Origin of the sequence: Bacillus cereus group sp. MG9, from assembly GCF_040459995.1 — a bacterium.
Taxonomy (GTDB): domain Bacteria; phylum Bacillota; class Bacilli; order Bacillales; family Bacillaceae_G; genus Bacillus_A; species Bacillus_A mycoides.
The window spans coordinates 1,576,812-1,598,738 of record NZ_JARVHC010000001.1; the positions used below are offsets into that span (position 1 = coordinate 1,576,812).

Here is a 21,927-nt window from a genome sequence, read left to right on the forward strand (position 1 = left end):
GCTTTTTCTTTTTTGATTAACGCCACCAAATCCAAGTCCAAAAGTAATTTCGTATATTTCGAGGAGTAATGCGTATGAAACGTTCACCGTCAAAGAAACAATTTAAATTTGGAAGTGTTTCATCTGGATTTTCTGGAATGAAGGTGACGATGTTTTCGTTACTTGTAATGGTTACTGTGATTGGTGGATCGGTAGGAGAGACTTGAAGTTGTAAAGAAACGTTTGCCGTGTTTTTAAATTCATTATTAATAGGTGGACTTATCACTTGTACTGTGAATAACACGATAATTGTTTCGTTCGGTTCCAAATTAGTAGCGACTAGGAAACCGATATTCGGATTCGCTAGTGGAGAGCGTTCCCCATTAATGAAGACCGTACCGTTCATAAATTGTAAACCTGCTGGAATGGTGTCTTGTAATGAAATATTTGTAATTGAAAATTCCGAGGTATTCGTAATATGCACCGTATAATCAAAATATTGGTTTAAATAAGCAGAGCTAACGGAAGCGTTTTTAAGCACAGTTGCAGTTATAAATTGAACTGGTATGCGAACAATGTTCGAATTAACGATGAAAGTAATAATCGGATCCTGTGGTGTCAATTGGAAAGCAGCTGTAACTGTTGCGGAATTGATAATTGTACTGTTTGAAGGGATAGAAGTTACGAGAACTTTAAATGTTATAGTTGCTACTCCATCTGCCGATAAGGAACCAATGTTAATACCAGTGTCTGGCCGAATATTTGGAAATAGTATTCCATTAATTGTTACACTATTTTCAATAAATGTTGTACCCACTGGAATCGTATCTAAAATGGAAGTACTTATAGTCGGAATCGGAGAATGATTAAATACGTCTAGTGTGAATGTAATGATATCTCCTGTAATAGTAATAGATTTGTTAGCGATTTTTGCAATACCAACCATTGGATCCACTATTGTTGTTGTGACGACATTTGTTTGTTTGGTCATTGTAATAGGTGGTTCATTCGGATCAATGATAACAGTATAGGAAACAGAAGCATCGTTATTGATTGCAGGTAGAAGAGTCGAAGAAGATATTGTTACTTGGAACGTAATGACAACAGATTCATTAGGAGCAAGGTTTCCTAATGGAATACCATTTTCAGGATTCGCATTAGGCTGATTGATCCCGTTAATCGTAACACTGCCAGTAATGAAAATTGTATCTACTGGTACAGTGTCTATGGCAAGAAGGTCTTCAATCGTTACATTACCGCTATTAGTAATTGTAATTGTATACGTTAAAGTTTGACTAGGTAATGCATTCGTGGCATTAACAGATTTTATGGCAACGACATTATCATTTTGGACAGTTGTTGTGACAGTATTTGTTGTAGTCGTATTTGTAACAGGTAAGTTATTTGGGTTGACTATATAGTTAAAAGTAGTAATTGCTTTGTTGCTGAGTTCATTTGGTGTTGGAATAGAAGTTACAGTTACTTGGAAGGAAGCGATGGCATCTCCACCTACAATTATAGTACCAATTGGTATGCCGCTTACTGGATTAACTCCCGGAACAGTTTCTCCGTTTACAATGACACTATTTTCTATAAACGTAGTACCTTGAGGAATAATATCTTGAATGACTACATCATCTGCTGAAACATTACCAGTTTGATTTAGTGTAATCGTATACGTTAACGTATCACCGACTGTTGCAAATGCACGGTCAACGGCTTTATTACTATTCAAATTCGCATGATTAATTGTTGTTACGGTAGCTGATGAAATAGTAGTTTCTGTAATAGGTGGTTGATTCGGTAACGTGTATTGGTATTCAATTGTACTCGTGTTAGAGATTGGATTTGTTTGCGGAATCGAAGTAACCCGGACTTGTAATAGAATAGTTGCTGTCGTATTAGGCAGAATGTTGTCAATTGGTATACCGCTAAGTGGATTGTCATTTGGACGAGCGTTGCCATTCACAATAACACTATTCTCTATAAAGCTCGTATTTGCTGGAATGATATCTGTAACAATAATGTTTTCAACTTGTATATTCCCATTGTTCGTGATGGAAATTGTGTAAGGGATAATCGTTTGTAGGTCAGCGTATTGGATAGATGTTGTTTTTGTTGCAATTACATTAGCAGAAATAACTTCAGTGAAGGTAATGTTACTAGTCGATATTTGCTCTTCCCCGTTTATCGTATAACGAGAAGTTGATTGATTTTGAATACGATCGCTAGCTGGAAGAGCTACGACGGTAATAGAAAAGGTGACTGGGATAGAAACGTTAGGTGCAATCGTTCCTACAAGTATACCAGTACTTGGATTCGCGTTAAGCTGAGGAATATTATTTACTAAAACGCTACCTTCTATAAAGGTTGTTCCATCAGGTATATTGTCTGTAAATACAACAGCAGTAGCATCCGTATTTCCTATATTCGTTAAAGTTGTTGTATAAGTTAAAATGTCACCAATCGTTACAGAAGTCAAATCAACAGTTTTCAGTGAAACGATATCAGCGTCGTTAATTTGAACGAAAGTAGTATTGGAAGTAGTAGATTTTTGAATTGGTGCAAAATCAGGATTGAAAATAAAGTCATAGACGATGTTTGTCGTATTAGGTGTTGGATTTAAAGCTGGTAAATTCGTAACGGAAACTTGGAACGTTATTGTAGTCGCTTGCCCTGACGCAATATTAGGAATGAAAAAGCCGATATTCGGATCTGCTACAGGAAGTACAGTGTTGTTAACTGTTACACTTCCCGGAATAAATACTGTTCCATCTTCTATAGTATCTGTAAAAAAGATGGAGTTAGTTGTAGTAGATCCGTTATTTTGAATGAATACTGTATATTCAATGGTGTCATCAATATTAGCTAATACTTTATTAGCGGATTTTGTAGCGATAAGAATCACATCAATAAATTGTATATTTGTAGTATTGGAAGAGGTCGTTTCTGAAATTGGTGGTGCGCTTGGTTCCGGTTTATATTCATAGTGTATAACAGCGATATTATTAATAGTATTTTGTGTAGGTATAGAGACTACATTTACTTGGAACGTAACAATAATCGTATTATTTGGAAGGATAATACCAAGATTGATACCGGTAATTGGATTTTCATTAGGTCTTGGTATGCCATCTACAAGGATGCTATTTGGAACGAATGTAGTGCCAGCAGCAATTGCGTCAATTAGGAGAGTATTTGTAATAGGTACTGTACCAGCGTTTGTAACTGCGACTGTATATGTGATGATTTGACCGATACGTGTAATAGATCTGTTAGCAGATTTAATTGCACTAACATTTGCCGTCCGCACTTCAGTATTTACTGCATTTGATAATGATCTACGCTGAATAATCGGAGAACTAGGGTCAATTTGGTATTCATATGAAGTGTCTGAAATGTTAATGACTGTGTTGCCCTCTGGTATATTTGTAAGTTGTACTTGAAATGAAATAGTGACTGTTTCATTTTGTTGTATCGTGCCGAGAGTTACTCCATTTTGAGGATTTGCACCAGGCTGAATCACATTATTTATTGATAAGCTATCTTCAATGAATATAGTACCTTCTGGAATGTTGTCAATGAACACCGTATTGTTAGCTGGAACAGTTCCTATATTTTGTAGTGTATTTGTGTAGGTAATATTTTGCCCAATGGCTACGAAAGTAACATCCGCCTGTTTAACAGAAATAATATTTGCATTTTGAAGTGATGTTGTAACGATATTAGAATTTGCAGAGCGATTCACTGGTGGAGCTGTAGGAATACTTACATATTGGTAATTTACAGATGATTGATTTACAATTTCGGTTTCAGTTGGTGGATTATTTGTTTGTACTTGAAATAGTATTGTTTTGGAACTGTTTGGTGGAATCGTTCCAATTGGTATTCCGTTTTCAGGATTTGCACCAGGCTGAAGTACACCGTTAATTGTGACACTGTCGGGAACGAATGTAGTTCCAGCTGGAATAGAATCTGTAAAAATAATATTTATTGCGTCAACGTTGCCGATATTTTTCACTTCAGAAATATAAAGTATAGTTCCGCCAATATCTACAGTTATTGGATTGGACGTTTTTGTAACTGTCAATTGTGCTTGCACGAAATTTGTAATGACAATGTTACTTGTAGATGTTTCAGTAATAGGCGGTTGTCCTGGGTCTGGTTGAATTGTATATGTTGTATTAGATTGATTTGTAATCGATTGTTGCGAGAATGAATCGTTAATAAGAATTTGAAACGAAATAAGGTGAGTAGCGTTTGCTACTAGGTTAGGCAAAGTAACACCTGCATTTGGATTTGCACCAAGTATAGCTGTTCCGTTAAGTGTAAAACTATTTTCTACGAATGTAGTCCCTTCTGGAATCGTATCTGAAAATATGAGATTAGTAGCTGGAATATTTCCGGTATTTTCTAGCGTTATCGTATAGGTCAAAATGTCACCGGTTGTTGCTTGCTGTGCATTGACAGCTTTTAAAGAAAGAACATTCGCATCCGAAATTTGTGTGAAAGCTGGATTAGACGTAATTGTTCGAGAGATGATAGGAGCAGTTGGATCGGCGATAAAAGTATAGTCAATACGGGCTATATTAGAAATTGGATTCACGCTTGGAATGGATTGAACGATAACTTGGAATGTGACGGTGACGATTTCTGAAGGTGCAATGGCGTTTAAGGAGATTCCTACGTTTGGATCAGCACCCGGAGCTGAAACGCCATTTATGGTTACGCTATTCGGAATAAATGCAGTTCCTTCTGGGACCAAATCTGTTAAAGTAACTGTATTTGCAGTTGTATTTCCGTTATTTTGAACGACTACAGTGTAAGTGATTGTACCGTCAGTAGATTGTACGAGAGAATCTGTATTTTTAATTACAGATAGCGATGCATCAACGACAGCTGTATTTACCGTATTAGATGAAGATGTTGCTGTAACTGGAGGTTGACTTGGGTCGACAATATAAGTGTAACTTGTAAGTGCTTGATTTATAATCGCTCCTTGCGGTGGAATAGAACTTGCAAGAAATTGGAACGTAATAGTAGCAGAATCACCTGGTGCGATAATACCAACTGGAATACCGAGAGTTGGACTTGCATCTGGAAGTGAAATCCCGTTAAGCGTGACACTATTTGGAACAAATAATGCCCCTTCAGGAATTCCGTTAATGAGTAATACAGAATTTGCAGGGAAGTTTCCAGTATTCGTTAATGTTGCTGTATACGTAATTATATCTCCGATGGATACGATTGATCGATTTGCTTCTAAAACAGTAGTAACGGTAGCGTTATTAATTTGTGTTGAAGCGCCATTAGAATTTATTGTGCTTGTAACAGGAGGAGCTGCCGGGTCAACAATGAATGTGAATTGAATAGATGCAACGTTTGTAATTGGGTTTGAGGGTGGAGTAGATGTGACTATGACTTGGAAAGTAACAGTTAAGGAACTGTTCGTACTAACGGTTCCGATATTAACTCCGTTATTTGGATTTGCCCCTGGAATGATACTTCCATTTACAGAAAAACTATTTTCAACAAAGGTCGTTCCAGCTGGAATAAGATCTGAGAAATTTACATTCGTAGCGTTTGTATTGCCGCTGTTTTGAATCAAAACTGTATAAGTGATTGTGTCTCCGATATTCGAAAAGGCTGTATTAGCAGTTTTTACAGCTGAAAGTATTGCTGAATTAATAGAAGTAACGAAGACGTTCGTCTCCACATTGCCAGGCTGAGCCTGTAATGAATTGCCTACGTTATATTGGAAGTTAACAAATCCTAAGTTTTGGAGTTCAGGTGTGAAGGTTGTTGGATTGCTTATTATTTGGACTTGGAACATAATTGTTACGATTTGATTTGGAGTTATCGTATTTATGCCAACACCGCTAATAATAGAAGCGGATGGTAATGGAGTGCCATCAACAACAACTGATCCAGCAACAAATTGTGTCCATGTTGGTATAGGGTCTGAGAAAACAACGTTGTTAGCAGAGATATTTCCTGTGTTCGTAATAGTAGTTGTATACGTAATCGTATCACCGATAGTTGCAAAAGCTTTATCTCCTATTTTAATAGTGTTTAAAATTGCACTTTCAATTTTTGTTGTAACGCTATTAGAAGTAATATTTTTTGAAACAGGTGGATTAGCCGGATTAACGATATGCTGGAAGCTAACGCTAGCTTGATTGGTAATTGGATTTATAGGCGGAATTTCATTGGCATTAATATGAAATGCTACGATGACAGATTCGTTTGGCGCGATATCACCAATTGGAACGCCTGTAATGATATTTGCATTTGGGATGCTAATTCCGTTAAGTGTAAAACTATTCGGTTCAAAGGAAGTTCCGGCTGGAATAAGGTCGGTAAAAATAACATTCGTTGCACTAACATTTCCGCTATTTGTAATTGTAACGGAGTAGACAATATCCTGCCCGATATCTACCGTTTCCGCATTTGAATTTTTTTGTGCAGTAAGGATAGCACTATTAATTTGTGTTGTCGTTGTATTAGATTGATTGGAAGTTGTAATAGATGGCTGGCTAGGATCAACGACGTAATGATATGTGGTAGAAGCAAAATTAGAAATTGGATTAAGTGTTGGAAGTGTAGTAACAGTTGCTTGGAATGTAACGATTGCTGTATTACCTCCATTAATTGAACCTATGTTTACACCAGTAGACAAATCAGCGTTTGGAATGGTTTGCCCATTAACTGTGAAACTGTTTGGAATGAAACTTAAATTGCTATCAAGAATATCGATAATAGTTACATCAGTTGCAGCCGCATTCCCTGTATTAGGAAGGTTAAGTGTAAATGTTATTGTATTACCAACATCCGCAAAAGTAAGATTTGCTGTTTTTGTGCTAATAATATTTGCGTTGTTTATTTGAAGAAGTGTAGTGTTGGAGCTAGCTGTATTCGATACCGGCGGATTACCTGGATCAACAGTAAACTCATATGTCGTTGATGCTGTATTCGGTGCTGGATTAATAGGTGGAATGCTGTTCACTGTAACTTGAAAGACGATACTATATATTTCATTTGGTGGAAGTGCTGCAAGTAATACACCTGTATTTGGATCCGCATTAGGTTGTAAAATGCCATCGACAGTTAATGTGTTAGGAACAAATGTGAGTCCACTTGGTAATACATCTGTGAATACAATATTAGTTGCATCCGTATTGCCTACATTGGCAATAGAAGTAGTGTAAAAAGCAGTTTGCCCGACATCTGCAAAGGATAGACTTTCATTTTTCGTCATAGATAATATAGCTTCTCTAATTTGTGTTGAAACAGGATTACTAATTGAAGTTTCTGCATCAGGCGGTGAGACTAATTGATACGATGTTGATGAGAAATTTACAATTGGGTTTTCGGTTGGTAATGACGCCACGTTTACTTGGAATGAAACAGTTACTGTAGACCCAGCTGTTATAGGCCCAATATTTACACCGTTCGATGGGTCCGCACCACTTTGAGAAACCCCGTTAATAGAAAATGAGTTTGCAATAAATGTAGTTCCGCTCGGCATTGTATCTGAGAAAATGACATTTTGTGCGGATGAGTTTCCATTGTTTGTTAAAGTAACAGTATAGGTGAGTGTGTCTCCAACACGACTAAAGGATTTATCGACTTGTTTTAATGAAAGAATGGTAGCTGTGTTAATTGTAGTGAACACTGTGTTTGAAGTAACATTCCTTGAAACAATAGGGGCATTAGGGTCAGCGATAAATGTGTAAGAAGCACTAGCCGAATTGGCAATAGGATTTTGAACGGGAGTAGAAGTAGCGGTAACTTGAAATGCTATTGCTATTGAGCTGTTAGGAGCAATTGATCCAATTGTAATACCTGTATTAGGATTAAGACCAAGTTGTGTGATGCCATTTATTGTGACACTATCCGAAACGAACGTTGTACCGTCTGGAATAAGGTCAGTGAACGTAATATTCGTAGCATTTGTATTCCCACTATTCGTTAAAAGTGTCGTATAGGTAATAGTATCACCTAGTGTTACAAGTGTTTGATCAACTGATTTAATCATCGTTATCATAGCATCTAGTACAGGGTTTGTAACGATGTTCGTTGAAGTAGAAGTAGTAACAGGAGCTGCGCTTGGATCAACGGTATAAGAGTATAAAATTGTATCGTTATCCATAATTGAACTTGAAGGGGGAACAGAAATAACAGTTACTTGGAAAGTAACGGTTACTGTTGCGCCAGGAGCGATATTGGGTATATTGACTCCAAGTGCTGGCCGTGCACCAAGTTGCTGCATACCATTGATTGTGACCGAATTTGGTATAAATGTAGTGTTGGCTGGAATAGCGCTTGTGAAAGTAATATTCGTTGCTGCAGTATTTCCCGTATTTGTAATAGTAGTTGTATACGTAATCGTATCTCCGACAGAAAGAATGGATTTATCAGCACTTTTTGTAGTAGTTAATATAGCACTATTAATAGTTGTCGAAACAGTATTAGATATATTCGTTTGTGATACGGCAGGTTGGCTAGGATCGACCACATGTGAATACTGTACAGAACTAAAATTTGAAATTGGATTTATACTTGGAATGTTTGTTACAAGTACGTTTATCGTAATAGCAATCGTACTGCCAGGATTTATATTTCCAATTTGAATCCCGTTAGCGGGGTTTCCAATTTGCTGAGCACCAGAATCATTTACAAGAGTACCAGATATAAATGTCGTTCCATCAGGCAAAATATCCGTGAAAATTATATTTTGTGAAGTGACATTTCCAGGGTTGCTTAATGAAATTGTATAGGAAAGTGTATCCCCGATCTTTGCAAAAGTTTTATCTACAGATTTAACTGCCAAAATTTCTCCGGAATTTATTTGTGTTGAAACCGGATTAGATGTTGTACTTCGTGAAACAAGTGGTAAATTAGGTCCTGTCATAAATTGATAATTAATAGAAGCTCCGTTTACAACGGGTGAGTTTGGTCCTCCAGGTCCGATTGTAAAAATAGGATTTGGGATGCTAACTACTTGCACACGGAAGGTGACGTTTATAAAATCTCCTGCAATAATATCCCCAATTGGTATCCCATTCGCCGGATTTACTCCAGGTAATAAAACCCCACCTACTCGAACGCTATCTTCTATAAATACTGTATTATTTGGAATCGGATCTGTAAAAGTGATATTAGTAGCAGTTGTGTTTCCTATATTTTCTAATAAAACTGTATAAGTTAAAAATGAATTTCCGGGTGCGATGTCAGAAAATAGTCGATCGACACTTTTTGTTGCTTGAATAATTGCTTCGTTAATTTGCACTAAAGTTGGATTACTTGTAGCTGTTTCTGTCACTGGCGGCTGGGTAGGATCCACAATGATAGAATATGTCGTACTGGATTGATTCAACGTAGGATTTGTAGCTGGTATTGAGCCGACGATCGCTTGAAAACTAATTGTTGTCGTTCCTCCAACTGGAATTGGGTCTAAAGGAATCCCGTTATCTGGCCTAAATCCGAGTTGTGGGGTGGTATTAATTTGTACGCTATCAGGAACGAATGAAAGTTCAGGTGGTAATATATCGATAAAAACAGGTGTGTTTGCAGTTGTATTTCCGTTATTAGTGAGAGTAGTTGTATACGTAATTGTATCGCCAACAGCAGCAAATGCACTGCTCGCAGTTTTTGTTGCGATAACGGAAGCAGTATTTACTTGTGTAAAAGTTTTATTGGATTTAACTGTTCGTGAAACAGGTGGTTCATTAATATCTACAATAAAACTATATTGAAGCGATGATTTGTTAGGAATTGGATTCGGATTTGGGATCGTTGTAATGTTTACTTGAAAGCTGAGTATAACTGATGCATTTGAATTTATGTTACCGATATTGATACCATTTTGTGGATTTGCATTAGGAATGGTTGTTCCATTTATTGTAAAACTATTTGGAATAAACGTTGTACCATCTGGAATTAAATCTGTAAAAATAACATTGTTTGCGGTAGTGTTACCGGAATTAGTAATGGTAGAAGTGAAAGTAAGTGTATCTCCAATAGTAGCGAATGTTGAATTGACAGTTTTATTTATAGATAGAGTAGCATCAATAATTGGAGTAACCGTTGTGTTTGTAATTGTACTACCAACAGCAGGTGATTGGTTTGGATTCACTGTATATTCATAATTTACAAGGGCGTTATTTGTTAATGTGCCACTAAGCGGTATCGCTAAAATTTGTGCTTGAAAAGAAATAAATACAGTATTACCTGGTGGAATATCTGCTAAGTGAATACCAAGTGATGGATCTAATCCTGGTTGTGGAACATTATTGATAGTTACGGAATTTTGAATAAATGAAGCTCCTGCGCCAAGCCCATCCGTTAAAACATTTGCACTAGCAGGAATATTTCCAGTGTTTGTAACTGCAATCGTATAGGTAACGATATCTCCAATTGCAGCTGTCGGTGTATTCACTGATTTAGTAGCGACGATCGTAGCATTATTAATTTGAGTTGTTATTACGTTACTTAACGCATTGGCGGATGCTGGAGGTAAGTTAGGATTTACGAAATATTGGTACGTTGTATTACTTTGGTTCGGGATTGGATTTGGATTAGGGATGGAATTTACTATTACTTGAAATGAGATTGTTGTATTTGTATTGGGGTTTATTGGATCAATTGCTACGCCATTTGCTGGATTTACATTAGGGAGTGTATTCCCATTTACTGTTACACTATTAGGAATAAACGATGTCCCGTTTGGAATTACATCTGTAAATATTACATTTGATGCAAGTGTGTTCCCACTATTCGTTAAAGTAGTCGTGTACGTAATAATATCATTTACGTTAGCAAACTGTTTATCTGCAGATTTTGTAGCGGCAATTGAGGCGTTATTAATAGTTGTCTGTACCGTGTTAGAAGCCACCATCTGCATTACAGCTGGTTTGGATGAATCGTACGTATATTGGAATGTTGTGCCTGATTGATTTGTAATCGGATTTACAGCAGGGATATTTGGTACAAAAACCTGGAATGAAACGGTACGTGATGAATTCGCCCCGATCGTACCGATCAAAATACCGTTAGCAGGATTTGCATTTGCTATAGGGACATTGTTAATCGTTACAGTATTAGGAATGAACAGGGTACCCGCTGGAATGATATCTGTAAACGTTACATTAGAAGCAGGGATATTCCCGTTATTTGTTAAAATAGTCGCATATAATATGACATCACCAACATCAGCGAAATTTGTGCTCGTTAGTTTTGTAGCAACAATATTAGCAGTATTAATTTGTGTAGTTACTATATTACTAGTAGCGTTTTTCACAACAACAGGTAAATTTGGATCAGCGATAAAGCTATATTGAAGTGAAGCGCTATTTTGAATTGGATTTGGTGAAGGTAGCCCATTTGCACTTATTTGAAAAACAATCGTTGTAAAACCACCTGCAGGAATGGAGCCGACTTGAAGGCCGGTACTTGGGTCTGCACCTAGCTGTAAAGCGCCACCTATAAAAATACTATTTGGTACGATAGTGGTGCCGGGAGGGATTATATCGGTAACAACAACATTGTTTGCTGTAGTATTCCCAAGGTTAGCTAAGGAAATTGTATATGTGATTGGTTGCCCGACATCGGCAATAGTTAAATCTACCTCTTTGACAATAACTACATTTGCTAAATTAATTTGTGTACTTACAGTATTACTTAAAGATGTTTCTATAATTGGTGGATCACCTGGATTTAGAACGAAACTATACTGTGTACTCGATGAATTAGTTGTTGGATTTTGGGCTGGTAAAGCAGTGACAGTTACTTGATAAGAAACGGTAATTAATCCGCTAGCAGGAATAGAAGGTAACAGGACACCGATATTTGGATCTGCATTGTTTTGCAAAACGCCATTAATAAGAAAAGTATTTGGAATAAAGGTAGTACCATCTGGATTTATATCTATGAAAGTAGGATTATCAGCAGAAACGCTTCCTGCATTCGTTAAAATAACGGTATAAGTTAATATATCTCCAACAGTAGCGAACGCTCGATCCACTGATTTTGCCGAAATTACATTTGCATCATTAACTTGGATAAATGTAGTGTTTGTAGTTGTGTTTGTACTTACAGGAGAAGCGTTTGGATCAACGATAAAGTTATAGGAGATGGAAGCGCTATTCAAAATAGGATTAGGATTTGGAATACTAGTTATTAATATTTGGAATGAAGCTGTAATTGTAGTATTAGCATTGATGCTACCAATATTGATGCTAGCTGGTGTTGCGCCCGGCTGAGTAACACCGTTAACTATAACACTGTTCGGTACAAAGGAAGTGCCAGTCGCAATGGAATCGGATAGTAATACATTGTTCGCTGTAACATTTCCATCGTTTGTAAGAGCAAAGGTGTAAGTTAATACATCTCCAACTTCCGCAAACGTTTGACTTACAGATTTATTAGCATGAAGATTTGCTAGTCTAATTGTTGATGTAACAGAATTAGAATTTGCTGTTTTTGAAGTTGGTGGCAGGCTTGGATTTACAGTGTAAATATAAGAGGAGAAAGCGTTATTAATGATAGGGTTTTGTGCAGTAATGTTAATGACTGTTACTTGGAAGGATAAGGTGAAAGTAGCTCCACCAGGAATTGTGCCGATAGGTAAAGCAACGAGAGAATCTACATTTTGCAAAACGCCGTTGAGCGTTACAGAACCTAATGTTAATATCGTTCCATTTGGAAGTGGATCTGTTAGTTGAACGTTATTAGCGGGCGTATTTCCACTGTTTGTAATAAGGATTGTATAACTTATAGTTTCGCTAATTGTGGCAAATTGTTTATTTGTAGATTTTGTTAATGATAAATTCGCATTGTTAATTTGAGTAGAAACGAGATTAGAAGAAATGTTTTTCGTAACGGGCGATTGGCTAGGGTTGACGGTGTACTGATAAGAAGCGCTTGATCCGTTAGATACGACATTTGACGCGGGTATTGTATTAACTACTACTTGAAATGAAACGTTTTTGGTTGTGCCAGTTGCGATGGATCCTATATTCACACCGTTAGCCGGATTTGCTCCAACTTGTGTCGTACCATCTATTGTTAAACTGTTTAGGACAAAAGTTGTTCCTGTAGGAATGACATCTGTAAAAATAACATTGTTCGCATTCGTATTACCTGTTCCTGTAAAGGCAACAGTGTAAGTCAGTGTATCGCCAATATCTGCATAGTTTTTATCTACTGCTTTTGTCATTGTTACAGTAGCATTATTCACTTGAGTGGAGATAATATTTGTCGTATCAGTTCCACTTACTGCCGGCTGATTTGGTACAGGAATGTATTGATATGTTGTTGTACCACTATTTAATATTGGATTTGTTTGGGGGATAGAAGGAACGAATACTTGAAAGGAAATGGTAGTAGTAGAATTTGCAGCAATAGATCCAATTGATATACCATTAGCAGGATTTGCTCCCCCTTGAGTAACCCCGTTAACAGTTATACTCCCTGGAATGAAAGTAGTCCCGCTAGGAATCGGATCCGTATATATAACGTTCGTTGCAGCGATATTTCCTATATTAGCTAAGGCAATACTGTAAGTTAACGTTTCACCAATATCGGTAAAAAGTTTGTTAACTGATTTTGTGCCATTAATATCTGCGAGGTTAATTTGTGTTCCTGCAGAGTTACTTGTTGCAAGACCGTTAAAAGTCGTTCCTCCGGCAATCGGTGTATATTGAAATGTAATATTCGCAGTGTTAGAGATAGGATTTTGGCTTGGAAGAGAAACGACAGTCGCTTGGAAAGCTACTGTACGAGAAGAGCCATTATTAATTGTCCCCAGAGATATACCGGCGACCGGATTTGCGTTTGCTTGTGGTACGTTATCTATCGTTACGCTTCCAGGTATAAAGGAAGTACCGTTAGGGAGAACATCTGTAAAAGTAACGTTATTTGCAGGAAGAAGCCCGATGTTAGGAACAGTAACTGTATAGGTTAGAATATCTCCAATTGTAGCGACACTTTTATTCACGCTTTTAGTTGCTTGTATATTAGGTGAGTTTATATTGATTTGTAAACCGACTGTATTTAACATATATGCATCCCCGTTAGTAGTTAAACGAATTGCGGCAGATACTTGGGAATTTGTTAAATAAGGAGAAATATCAATGGAAGTAATGTCCCATCCTTGTCTTCCAGCGGAGATATTTGTACTTGTAGAGGCACTCTGGTTTCGCGTTCCAAATGTACCAGTTGTATCTAAGTTCCCTGCAGCATTATTAATTTGAGAACCGAAGAAATTATTAACAGCATTATTTGGCCCAGATAATGCATTTAATGAACTGAAATTTGGTCCAAATAAAGCTTGATCCCCAGTTAAATCAGCATCCCCTTCAGTAGAACTTAAAAATAATCTCCCGCTTACAGGTCCCCCTGCAGGTGTTAAAAACCCTGAGACAGATACATCTGCACTACCGGTTTCTACAGAAACACGGTTACCAGCTACGTAAATTGTTAAATTTCTTGCGGGTAAGGAACCGTTTTGATAAGCGACAATAAGCGTCCATCCTGCAGAATTAATGGCTCCATTAGAAGCGTCTAAAGGATCTACAAGTCCAGGAACAGAACCTGTTGTATAAGATCCAGATCCAGCAGCTTGAACGAGTGACGTTACATCCGCTGAGCGTGTATAAAATCCAAATGTGACAGATCCAGAAACGAATGTTTGATTTGAAGCTGTAACAGCCGAAGGGGTAATTGAGTATGTTGACACAGGTGTTGTAAAAGAAACGGGGTTTCCTAATACACTCGTAATGTTTTGATCCCGAGATAAATAGTTTCCACCCCAAACGAGTTCTGCGTAAAGAATAGTACTACCAGCAGGGATATTTAAAAGAGCGGTAGAACTATTTTGTGTATAGTTTAATGTTGTACCAGCAGGAAAAGTAGGTACTTGTAAAGCAGTATTCGTAGTTACGAATGCACCAATTGCACCGATTGTACCAGCACGGTTTAGATTGCTAATTTTACTTAAACCTAGTGTGTTTCCTGTAATAGCGAGTGCGCCGTTAGTGGTGGTAGAAAATCGATTCGTAATGGGCATGTTGTCACCTCATTTACAATATAGTCTTGGTCAAAATAGGATATGTGTGTGAGTGATAAAGGGAAACATGTACAAGTTGATTCATGCAGAATGGTTCAAACGTCTAAAGAAGGAGATGGAGAATGAGTGAATTGGAAATTAGAGTGGAGCGTCTTAGGAAAGGAAAAATAGAGGATATTGTAGCATTATCTTCTCATATTGGCTGGGATTACAACAGAGAGGAAATTGAGACGATTTTGCATACGGGTATAGTATATGGTGTAGTAAATGAGAGGGAAGAGCTTATTGCTAGCGCAGCAATTATACTATACGGGGAGACATTAGCTTCAATTGGAATGGTAATTGTACATCCAGATTATAAAGGAAGAGGGATTGGAAAGATAATAACGGATTCATGTGTTAAAAGCGTATCAACTCAAACCCCAATTATGCTTATTGCCACGGATGAGGGAAAAATTTTATATGAAAAACTAGGATTCAGGGCTGTTAGTTATGTTTCTAAATACATATGTAACTCGTACAATGCGAATTACCATTGTGTAGGAAATGAAGAGTATATTGTGAATTATGAAGAACGTGATTTAGAAGATATAATACAAATAGATAAAGATGCATTTGGAACAAATAGAGAAGAGTTTTTAAAGTATCGAATTATACAAAGTGAACAATGTATTGTTACAAAGGATGCACAACAGAATGTATTAGGATACGGTATAAGTATACAAACGCCAGAAAATAAAATAATAGGACCAATTGTTGCTAAAAATGATAAGATGGCAATGAGAATGGTACATTATTTAGCAAAAGGGCATAATGGGAAATTAAGAATGGATGTACCAGAAGGAAAGAAAGGTTTCATGAAAGAATTAGAGATTATCGGTTTTAAAAAGGTTAATACACCACCAATTATGATGAAAAATAGCGATAAATTATTAAAAAGGAATAATGAGCTATATAGTATTGCGGCACAAATTTTTGGATAAAAAAGAATCCTTCTGAATGAAGGATTCTTTTTCGTTAATCACGATATTGGTCGTGAGTTGGCTGAAAGAGATCTTCCTCGATATCTCTCACCATAGAAAAATGATCAACATTATAATGACCGTGTAGAGTTTTATTATGATGACCAATAATTTGCTCTGCAGACAATACGTCAGAATCAGTTGTGGAATGACCATTTTTAATTAATGTAACGTCAAATCCTTGTACAGTAGCTGTTCTAACTGCGGTGTCAATGCAATGTTCTGTTTTACATCCCCCTATAACAATATGATTAATTTTTTCTTCTTTTAAAAGTTCAAGTAAAGAAGTGCCATAGAATGAGTTTGTTGCTGCTTTATTAATAAGGATTGCAGACTGAGGTACTTTAATTTGATTATGTACTTCAAATCCTACACCACTACCAGAAGCAACATCGATATCTCTTACGAAAACAATAAGGGCATTTGAATCTATTGCTTTCTGTACGGCTGTATTTAGTGTAGATAATAGCTCGGTTTTACGAAAAACTTCATTTTCTTGTTCATTTCCATCAATTAATTCTTGCTGAGCATCGATAATTAATAGTGCTTGTTTCATTCGATATCCCCTTTAATATAAAATAAATTCCACTTTACATATTCTTTTATATTGTAAGGAACTCCTCTTTTTTCTAAGAAGTAGACGATAGATTTACAAAGTTGTCAAATAAATTTCATTCTCATAGAGTATAAAAACATGTATGATAAGAAGTGGAGAATTTTTGAGTAGGTGGGAATATCATGCAAACAGTAGAAGATTATCTTTCATTCTTACATACGAAAGGATTTAAATTATCAGAGGAAGCACAAGGATTTATTATGTTCGGACAAGGATATACTGGTGCATCTGATGGGATTGTGAACGTAGCAATAGAAGCGACGATTAAACATCAATTACAGTTTGATGGCAGTTATTTTGTTGCGTTATTAGAACGCTTGAAAGAAGAAGAAATTACAGATAAAAAAAGCGCTAAGGCTTTTATGCGGAAGTTACAAGCGTAACTTCACGCAGCCCGCGCTTCTTTTTTCGTTTTGGAAGGTAGTTCAACAAAAACCATACCTAGGAAAATACATAGACATCCAATAATGGCAGAAATAGAAAGCTGTTCATTTGCTACTAGAACACCTGTTAATGCTGCAAAAACAGGCTCCATTGCGAAGATTATTGCTACTCTCGTTGGAGAAGTGTGTTTTTGTGCAGAAGTTTGAATGAAAAAGGCAATTGATGTCGCAAATAGGGAAGTTAGAAATAGAGCGAATAAAAAGGATTGATTCGTCCATAGTGAAACTGAAAATGTTTTTTCCCAATCTTCAAACAAAAAAGCGCAAATAGAAGAAAATATACCGACAGCTAATACTTGAGAGGTGCTTAGTAATAAAGGTGATATTTTCTTAGAAAAGAAACCGTTAACAAGAATATGGGCAGCAAAAGCAACTGCACAACCGAGAACGAGTATATCTCCAATGTTTAATTGAAAAGAATCACCAGCCGTTAATAAGTATAAACCTGCTGTTGCTACAGCAATACCAAGTACGATGAAAATTGTAGCCCGCTGTTTTAAAAAGATAAAAGATAGGATTGGAACCATAACGATGCTAAGTCCAGTTAAGAAACCAGCTTTTGAAGAGGTTGTATAAAGTAAGCCGAATGTTTGTAATAAATAGCCAACACATAAAAAGAATCCAACAATCAATCCAGCGAGACTACTCTGTTTTATATCTTGTTTTGAAGTTTTTTGTGAGAAAATCATTTGAACGAATAATAAAATAATTCCAGCGAATAAAAAGCGAATCCCATTAAAAGTAAATGGACCAACGAAAGACATAGCATTTTGGACGACAACAAACGTAGCTCCCCAAATAAAAGAGACAAATAATAAAGCAAGAGGAGCAATCCAATCTTTTTTCACACTCATCCCCCCGTTAATTTTGTAAGATAGCTTTTCTAGCTAATTCATCAGCAACTTTATTTTGACTACTTGGAATCCACTTAATAAAAAAGAGATCGAAACTTTTTATGTACTGCAGTGCTTCCTCTAATAGTGGTGCGAATATTTTGTTTTTTGCGTATTCTTTTTCGACAGCTCGCTCGACAAGCTGCGAATCGGTACGAAAAGAGACAATGTTATAATTATGCTCTGTGCAATATTTTAATGCCGCAAGTAAAGCGTGGTATTCTGCTTCATGATTGGACATTGTCCCAAGGGGCAATGATAACTGTACAGCTGGTTGCACCCCTTTAATAAACACTCCTGCACCAGAAGGACCAGGATTTCCTTTTGATGCACCATCAATATATACTTCAATCAAAATGAGAAACCTCCAAATTATAAGATGATCCCCTACTTATATGTTTCTTTGAAGTAGGGGATAGAGTAACTTAGCCGATTGTAATACTATAACGACATGTAAATGTTTCATTCGTTTGTAAAGATTGAATTCCTTTTTTTTCCTTGAAATCTTTTGCCGGATTTACTTCATCAGCAATCCCGTACCAAGGTTCAATACATAAGAAAGGTGCGTTCTCGCCTGGTGTCCATACACCGACAAATGGGAATCCGTCAAATTCTACTTTTACAAATTTATTATGTTTATGAGAACGAATAGAGATTTCATCCGTATTCATATTTTCAAAAATAAGTGCATCATTTTTGAAAAAATCGTATGTAAGTGGTAATTCATTCGTATTTTCAGCGATTAATTGCTTTTTACTTGAAAGATAAGGTCCTTCTAATACGCTTGTTTCTAAGCGTTCAGAACCATTAAATGCTAAATGATAATCAGTAAATGATTCGCCCTCTAATAAGGGGAAGTTGAAACCAGGATGTGCTCCGATTGAGAAGAACATCTCTTTTGAAGCAGGATTATTTACTTCATATGTTACATGGACGATTTGTCCGTCTAGCTCATAAGAAACGAGTAATTCGAATTCGTATGGGTATTTTTTTAATGTTTCTTCATTACTAGTTACAATATAAGTGATTTTCGTTTCACTTTGTTCTTGTACAGAGAATGTAAGATCACGAGCAAAGCCGTGTTGTGTTAAAGAATACGGTTTACCATCTACGTAGTATGTATTATCTACTAATCGGCCGACAATTGGGAATAAAATTGGTGCGCGGCGCCCCCAATAAGTAGAATCGCCTTGCCATAAGTATTCAGTGTTATCTTCTTTTAAGCGAACGCTTTGTAATTCTGCACCTTTGTCAGAAATGGAAACGATCACTTTTTCATTTTGAATTGTTGCTGTCATGAAGTGAAACCTCCTAAAACTTTCATATGTTTTATTATACGTTTTCTAAAAGAAAAAAGGTAGTTAATGATAGGAATCTATTGACGAGAGAGTGTCTATTGCGTAGAATATATTCTTGTTGCTTAAAAAACGAATAACGTGGTTCGAAACCATCCCACGTAAAAAAACTAAGGAGATTTTGTCATGAATATAAGGACATTAGTCGGTAATGGTATTTTAGCGGCATTATATATTGCTGTTTCTATGCTTATTCAGCCATTTGGCTTTACCAGTGTACAGTTTCGTATTTCAGAGATGTTTAATCATCTTGTTGTATTCAATAAGAAAGCAATTTACGGGATTGTATTAGGTGTATTTTTAACGAATCTCTTTTTCTCACCTATGATCGCTTATGATTTAGTATTTGGAGTAGGGCAATCCATTCTTGCATTACTTGCAACTATTATTTCTATGCGCTTCATTAAAGGTGTTTGGGCTCGTATGATTTTTAATACAGTTATTTTTACAGTCACAATGTTTATGATTGCAATTGAACTTCATCTTGCGTTTGATCTGCCATTTTTATTGACATGGCTAACTTGTGCAGTTGGTGAATTTGTTGTAATGGCAATTGGTATGCCTGTAATGTACTGGATTAATAAGCGAGTGCAATTTGAAAGATTTATGCAATAGATGAAAGAGCTGTCCTTACTTAGGGTGGCTCTTTTTGTATGTGATTAAATTGTATATAATACTGTGACTCTTGGTCAACTATCACCACTGTGATGAAACGTTTCAGTGGGGGCTTGAGTTAGAACTCTAGGTCTTTTCATCTATCGCTAGACAGTTTGACGCTCTAGAATTCATGCCACCTTACGGTAACACCCCAAGTAAGTTTTTGGTTGGTACTAGAAACGAACAATCGTTTCCCCACTTGCACCACCCTTTTGAAAAAGAGCAGTTCTTCCTTATGGAAGAAGCCACCACTCAGATGAATCCGGCGTGCGCTACAAGCCCCGACAAGTCGAGTACACATGGATGGTTGACACACCCACTAAGCTATGCCGAAGCAACAGCCTTACGTGTTTGCACTTCTAATAGAATCGGCGTTTTCACTTTAAGATTTTCATCCAATTCTACAACTCTTGATTTTTCCAATGTATTCAACGCACCATTAATATCAGCATGGATACATGTTCCTGCTTTACTTTGGTACAGACCACGAGTGATTCGTTTGCCACTAAAGCGATAATGCGTCCTATCATCCTTAGACCAAACTGGAACCCTATCTTTATCAAGAAAACTAGCTTTTGAAGTATAGCTTTCTTCTTGTTTTAAAAATCGGATGCCTTCTTTTACACATTTATTCTCAATTGCTGCAATCAGTTTATGAAATGGAATTTGAACAAACTTTTGATTATTCTTTTTTCCTATATCAGATTTTTGTTTCCAACCAGTGTTATACCCTACGACAACCGTATCTATGTTACATGCTTTCACTTTTTTGAACAACAAACCTACAGTTTGTGAAATGTAACCATTTATTTGTCTTTCTCGTTTATGCCAAAGTGCAGCCATTTTATTCGTTACAACACGTTTGGAAAGTCCATTTTCCACATTTTTCAGTTGGAGATTACGTATCATTTTGTTGAAGTACTGGTTAATGGATTTTAATTTTTTCCCATCAATTAAAAATGCATCACCTGTATTTGTTACGCAACTTAATAATCTATCTACACCTAAATCGCAACTCAAAGCGTTACTAGTAGTCGTGGATTGTTTCTTCATTTGAGAAACGTGCATCTCATATGTGTAATGCACCTCAAAGAACCGACCTTTTTGCTTCGGTACAATCTCAATGTAGGAGATTTTTTTATGTCTTAAGTTTTTTGGCATACGTATTTTAATGGAACCGAATTTTTTTCTAAATGCCACATTCATGGGAATCATCCAATACCCGTTATCATCTACTTTTGGAACTTGATAGATTTCAATAATTCGTTTATCAGTTGAACGAGAATAATTCGGAAACTTAGGACGACCTGTGAAGGTTTCAGGTTTTTTCTTCCATTGTTCCAGTGCTTTAAAAAAGCTCTTCACTTCTGTAAATAAGGTTCTACGAATCGCTTGAACAGAGTTTGATTGAATGCCCCAGTAGTTCATATCGGCTTGCATGGCAGTGTCCACTTCTTTTACAGTAGCCATTTTATTATGGGTCAAATAACTTTGTTTAATCGTGTACAATCCAACATTTCGTAACGCTTTTGAACTATGTGACATGCGTTGCAGTAAGCGGAATTCTTTTGCTGTGAGACAAGCTCGTCCGATATTCTGTTTCTGCGTGAATCGTTGCATGGTTTCTCTTTTCTTTTGTTTACGTAATACTTTCACTGCTTTCTTTCTAGCCATTGTTTTCACCACCTCGTATGATTAAGTTAGGTTTTTTAGGAATGGGATTCACCTATAAACCCAAGAGTATCCAGCTTTATGAGATACTTATATTTGTAGATAGAGTGTTGCCGATCACCACCTTGAATCCTTGTATTCGATTGAAAGATTGGTACCTCTGTCTAATAAGTAGTTTACGAATGAGTTGGATGTTGATGACCATTGGTCATTCTTCGTAT

9 protein-coding genes and 1 riboswitch are annotated in these 21,927 nt (G+C 36.6%); of the genes, 3 read left to right on the forward strand and 6 right to left on the reverse strand.

The features are described from left to right. Positions 1–16: 16 nt before the first annotated feature. Positions 17–15,049 carry a DUF7507 domain-containing protein gene (locus tag QCI77_RS08155; RefSeq protein ID WP_353824731.1) on the reverse strand — a complete coding sequence of 5,011 codons (15,033 nt, stop codon included), beginning with the start codon at positions 15,047–15,049 and terminating at the stop codon, positions 17–19. Between the two features lie 122 nt (positions 15,050–15,171). On the opposite strand from QCI77_RS08155, the gene QCI77_RS08160 reads away from it, so the two are divergent. Continuing rightward, a complete protein-coding gene (locus QCI77_RS08160; protein ID WP_353824732.1) occupies positions 15,172–16,032 on the forward strand; it encodes a GNAT family N-acetyltransferase in 861 nt (286 codons plus the stop codon). A 34-nt stretch (positions 16,033–16,066) separates the two neighbouring features. On the opposite strand, the gene QCI77_RS08165 is transcribed toward QCI77_RS08160, so the two are convergent. Then, entirely contained in the window at positions 16,067–16,627 is a 561-nt protein-coding gene (locus QCI77_RS08165; RefSeq protein WP_002064579.1) for a cysteine hydrolase family protein, read from the reverse strand. A gap of 182 nt (positions 16,628–16,809) precedes the next feature. On the opposite strand from QCI77_RS08165, the gene QCI77_RS08170 reads away from it, so the two are divergent. Then, entirely contained in the window at positions 16,810–17,070 is a 261-nt protein-coding gene (locus tag QCI77_RS08170; protein ID WP_001195213.1) for a DUF6123 family protein, read from the forward strand. Positions 17,071–17,072: 2 nt separating this feature from the next. On the opposite strand, the gene QCI77_RS08175 is transcribed toward QCI77_RS08170, so the two are convergent. The 3 genes from QCI77_RS08175 to QCI77_RS08185 form a co-directional block, all read right to left on the reverse strand. Then, positions 17,073–17,978, reverse strand: a complete 906-nt coding sequence (locus QCI77_RS08175; protein ID WP_353824733.1) for a DMT family transporter — start codon at positions 17,976–17,978, stop codon at positions 17,073–17,075. Positions 17,979–17,991: 13 nt separating this feature from the next. Continuing rightward, positions 17,992–18,378, reverse strand: a complete 387-nt coding sequence (locus tag QCI77_RS08180; RefSeq protein WP_002011911.1) for a reverse transcriptase-like protein — start codon at positions 18,376–18,378, stop codon at positions 17,992–17,994. Between the two features lie 70 nt (positions 18,379–18,448). Next, on the reverse strand, positions 18,449–19,321 hold the full coding sequence (locus tag QCI77_RS08185; protein WP_353824735.1) for an aldose 1-epimerase family protein: 873 nt from the start codon (positions 19,319–19,321) through the stop codon (positions 18,449–18,451). Between the two features lie 132 nt (positions 19,322–19,453). Further along, positions 19,454–19,498: riboswitch (PreQ1 riboswitch) on the forward strand. Positions 19,499–19,504: 6 nt separating this feature from the next. On the opposite strand from QCI77_RS08185, the gene QCI77_RS08190 reads away from it, so the two are divergent. Beyond that, positions 19,505–19,993 (forward strand): QueT transporter family protein, encoded by a 489-nt coding sequence (locus QCI77_RS08190; RefSeq protein WP_002011909.1) that lies wholly within the window; start codon positions 19,505–19,507, stop codon positions 19,991–19,993. A gap of 366 nt (positions 19,994–20,359) precedes the next feature. Here the strand turns inward: QCI77_RS08190 and QCI77_RS08195 are convergent, their stop codons facing one another. Continuing rightward, positions 20,360–21,709, reverse strand: coding sequence for an RNA-guided endonuclease TnpB family protein (locus QCI77_RS08195; RefSeq protein ID WP_353824736.1), 1,350 nt, complete (start codon positions 21,707–21,709; stop codon positions 20,360–20,362). Positions 21,710–21,927 lie beyond the last annotated feature (218 nt).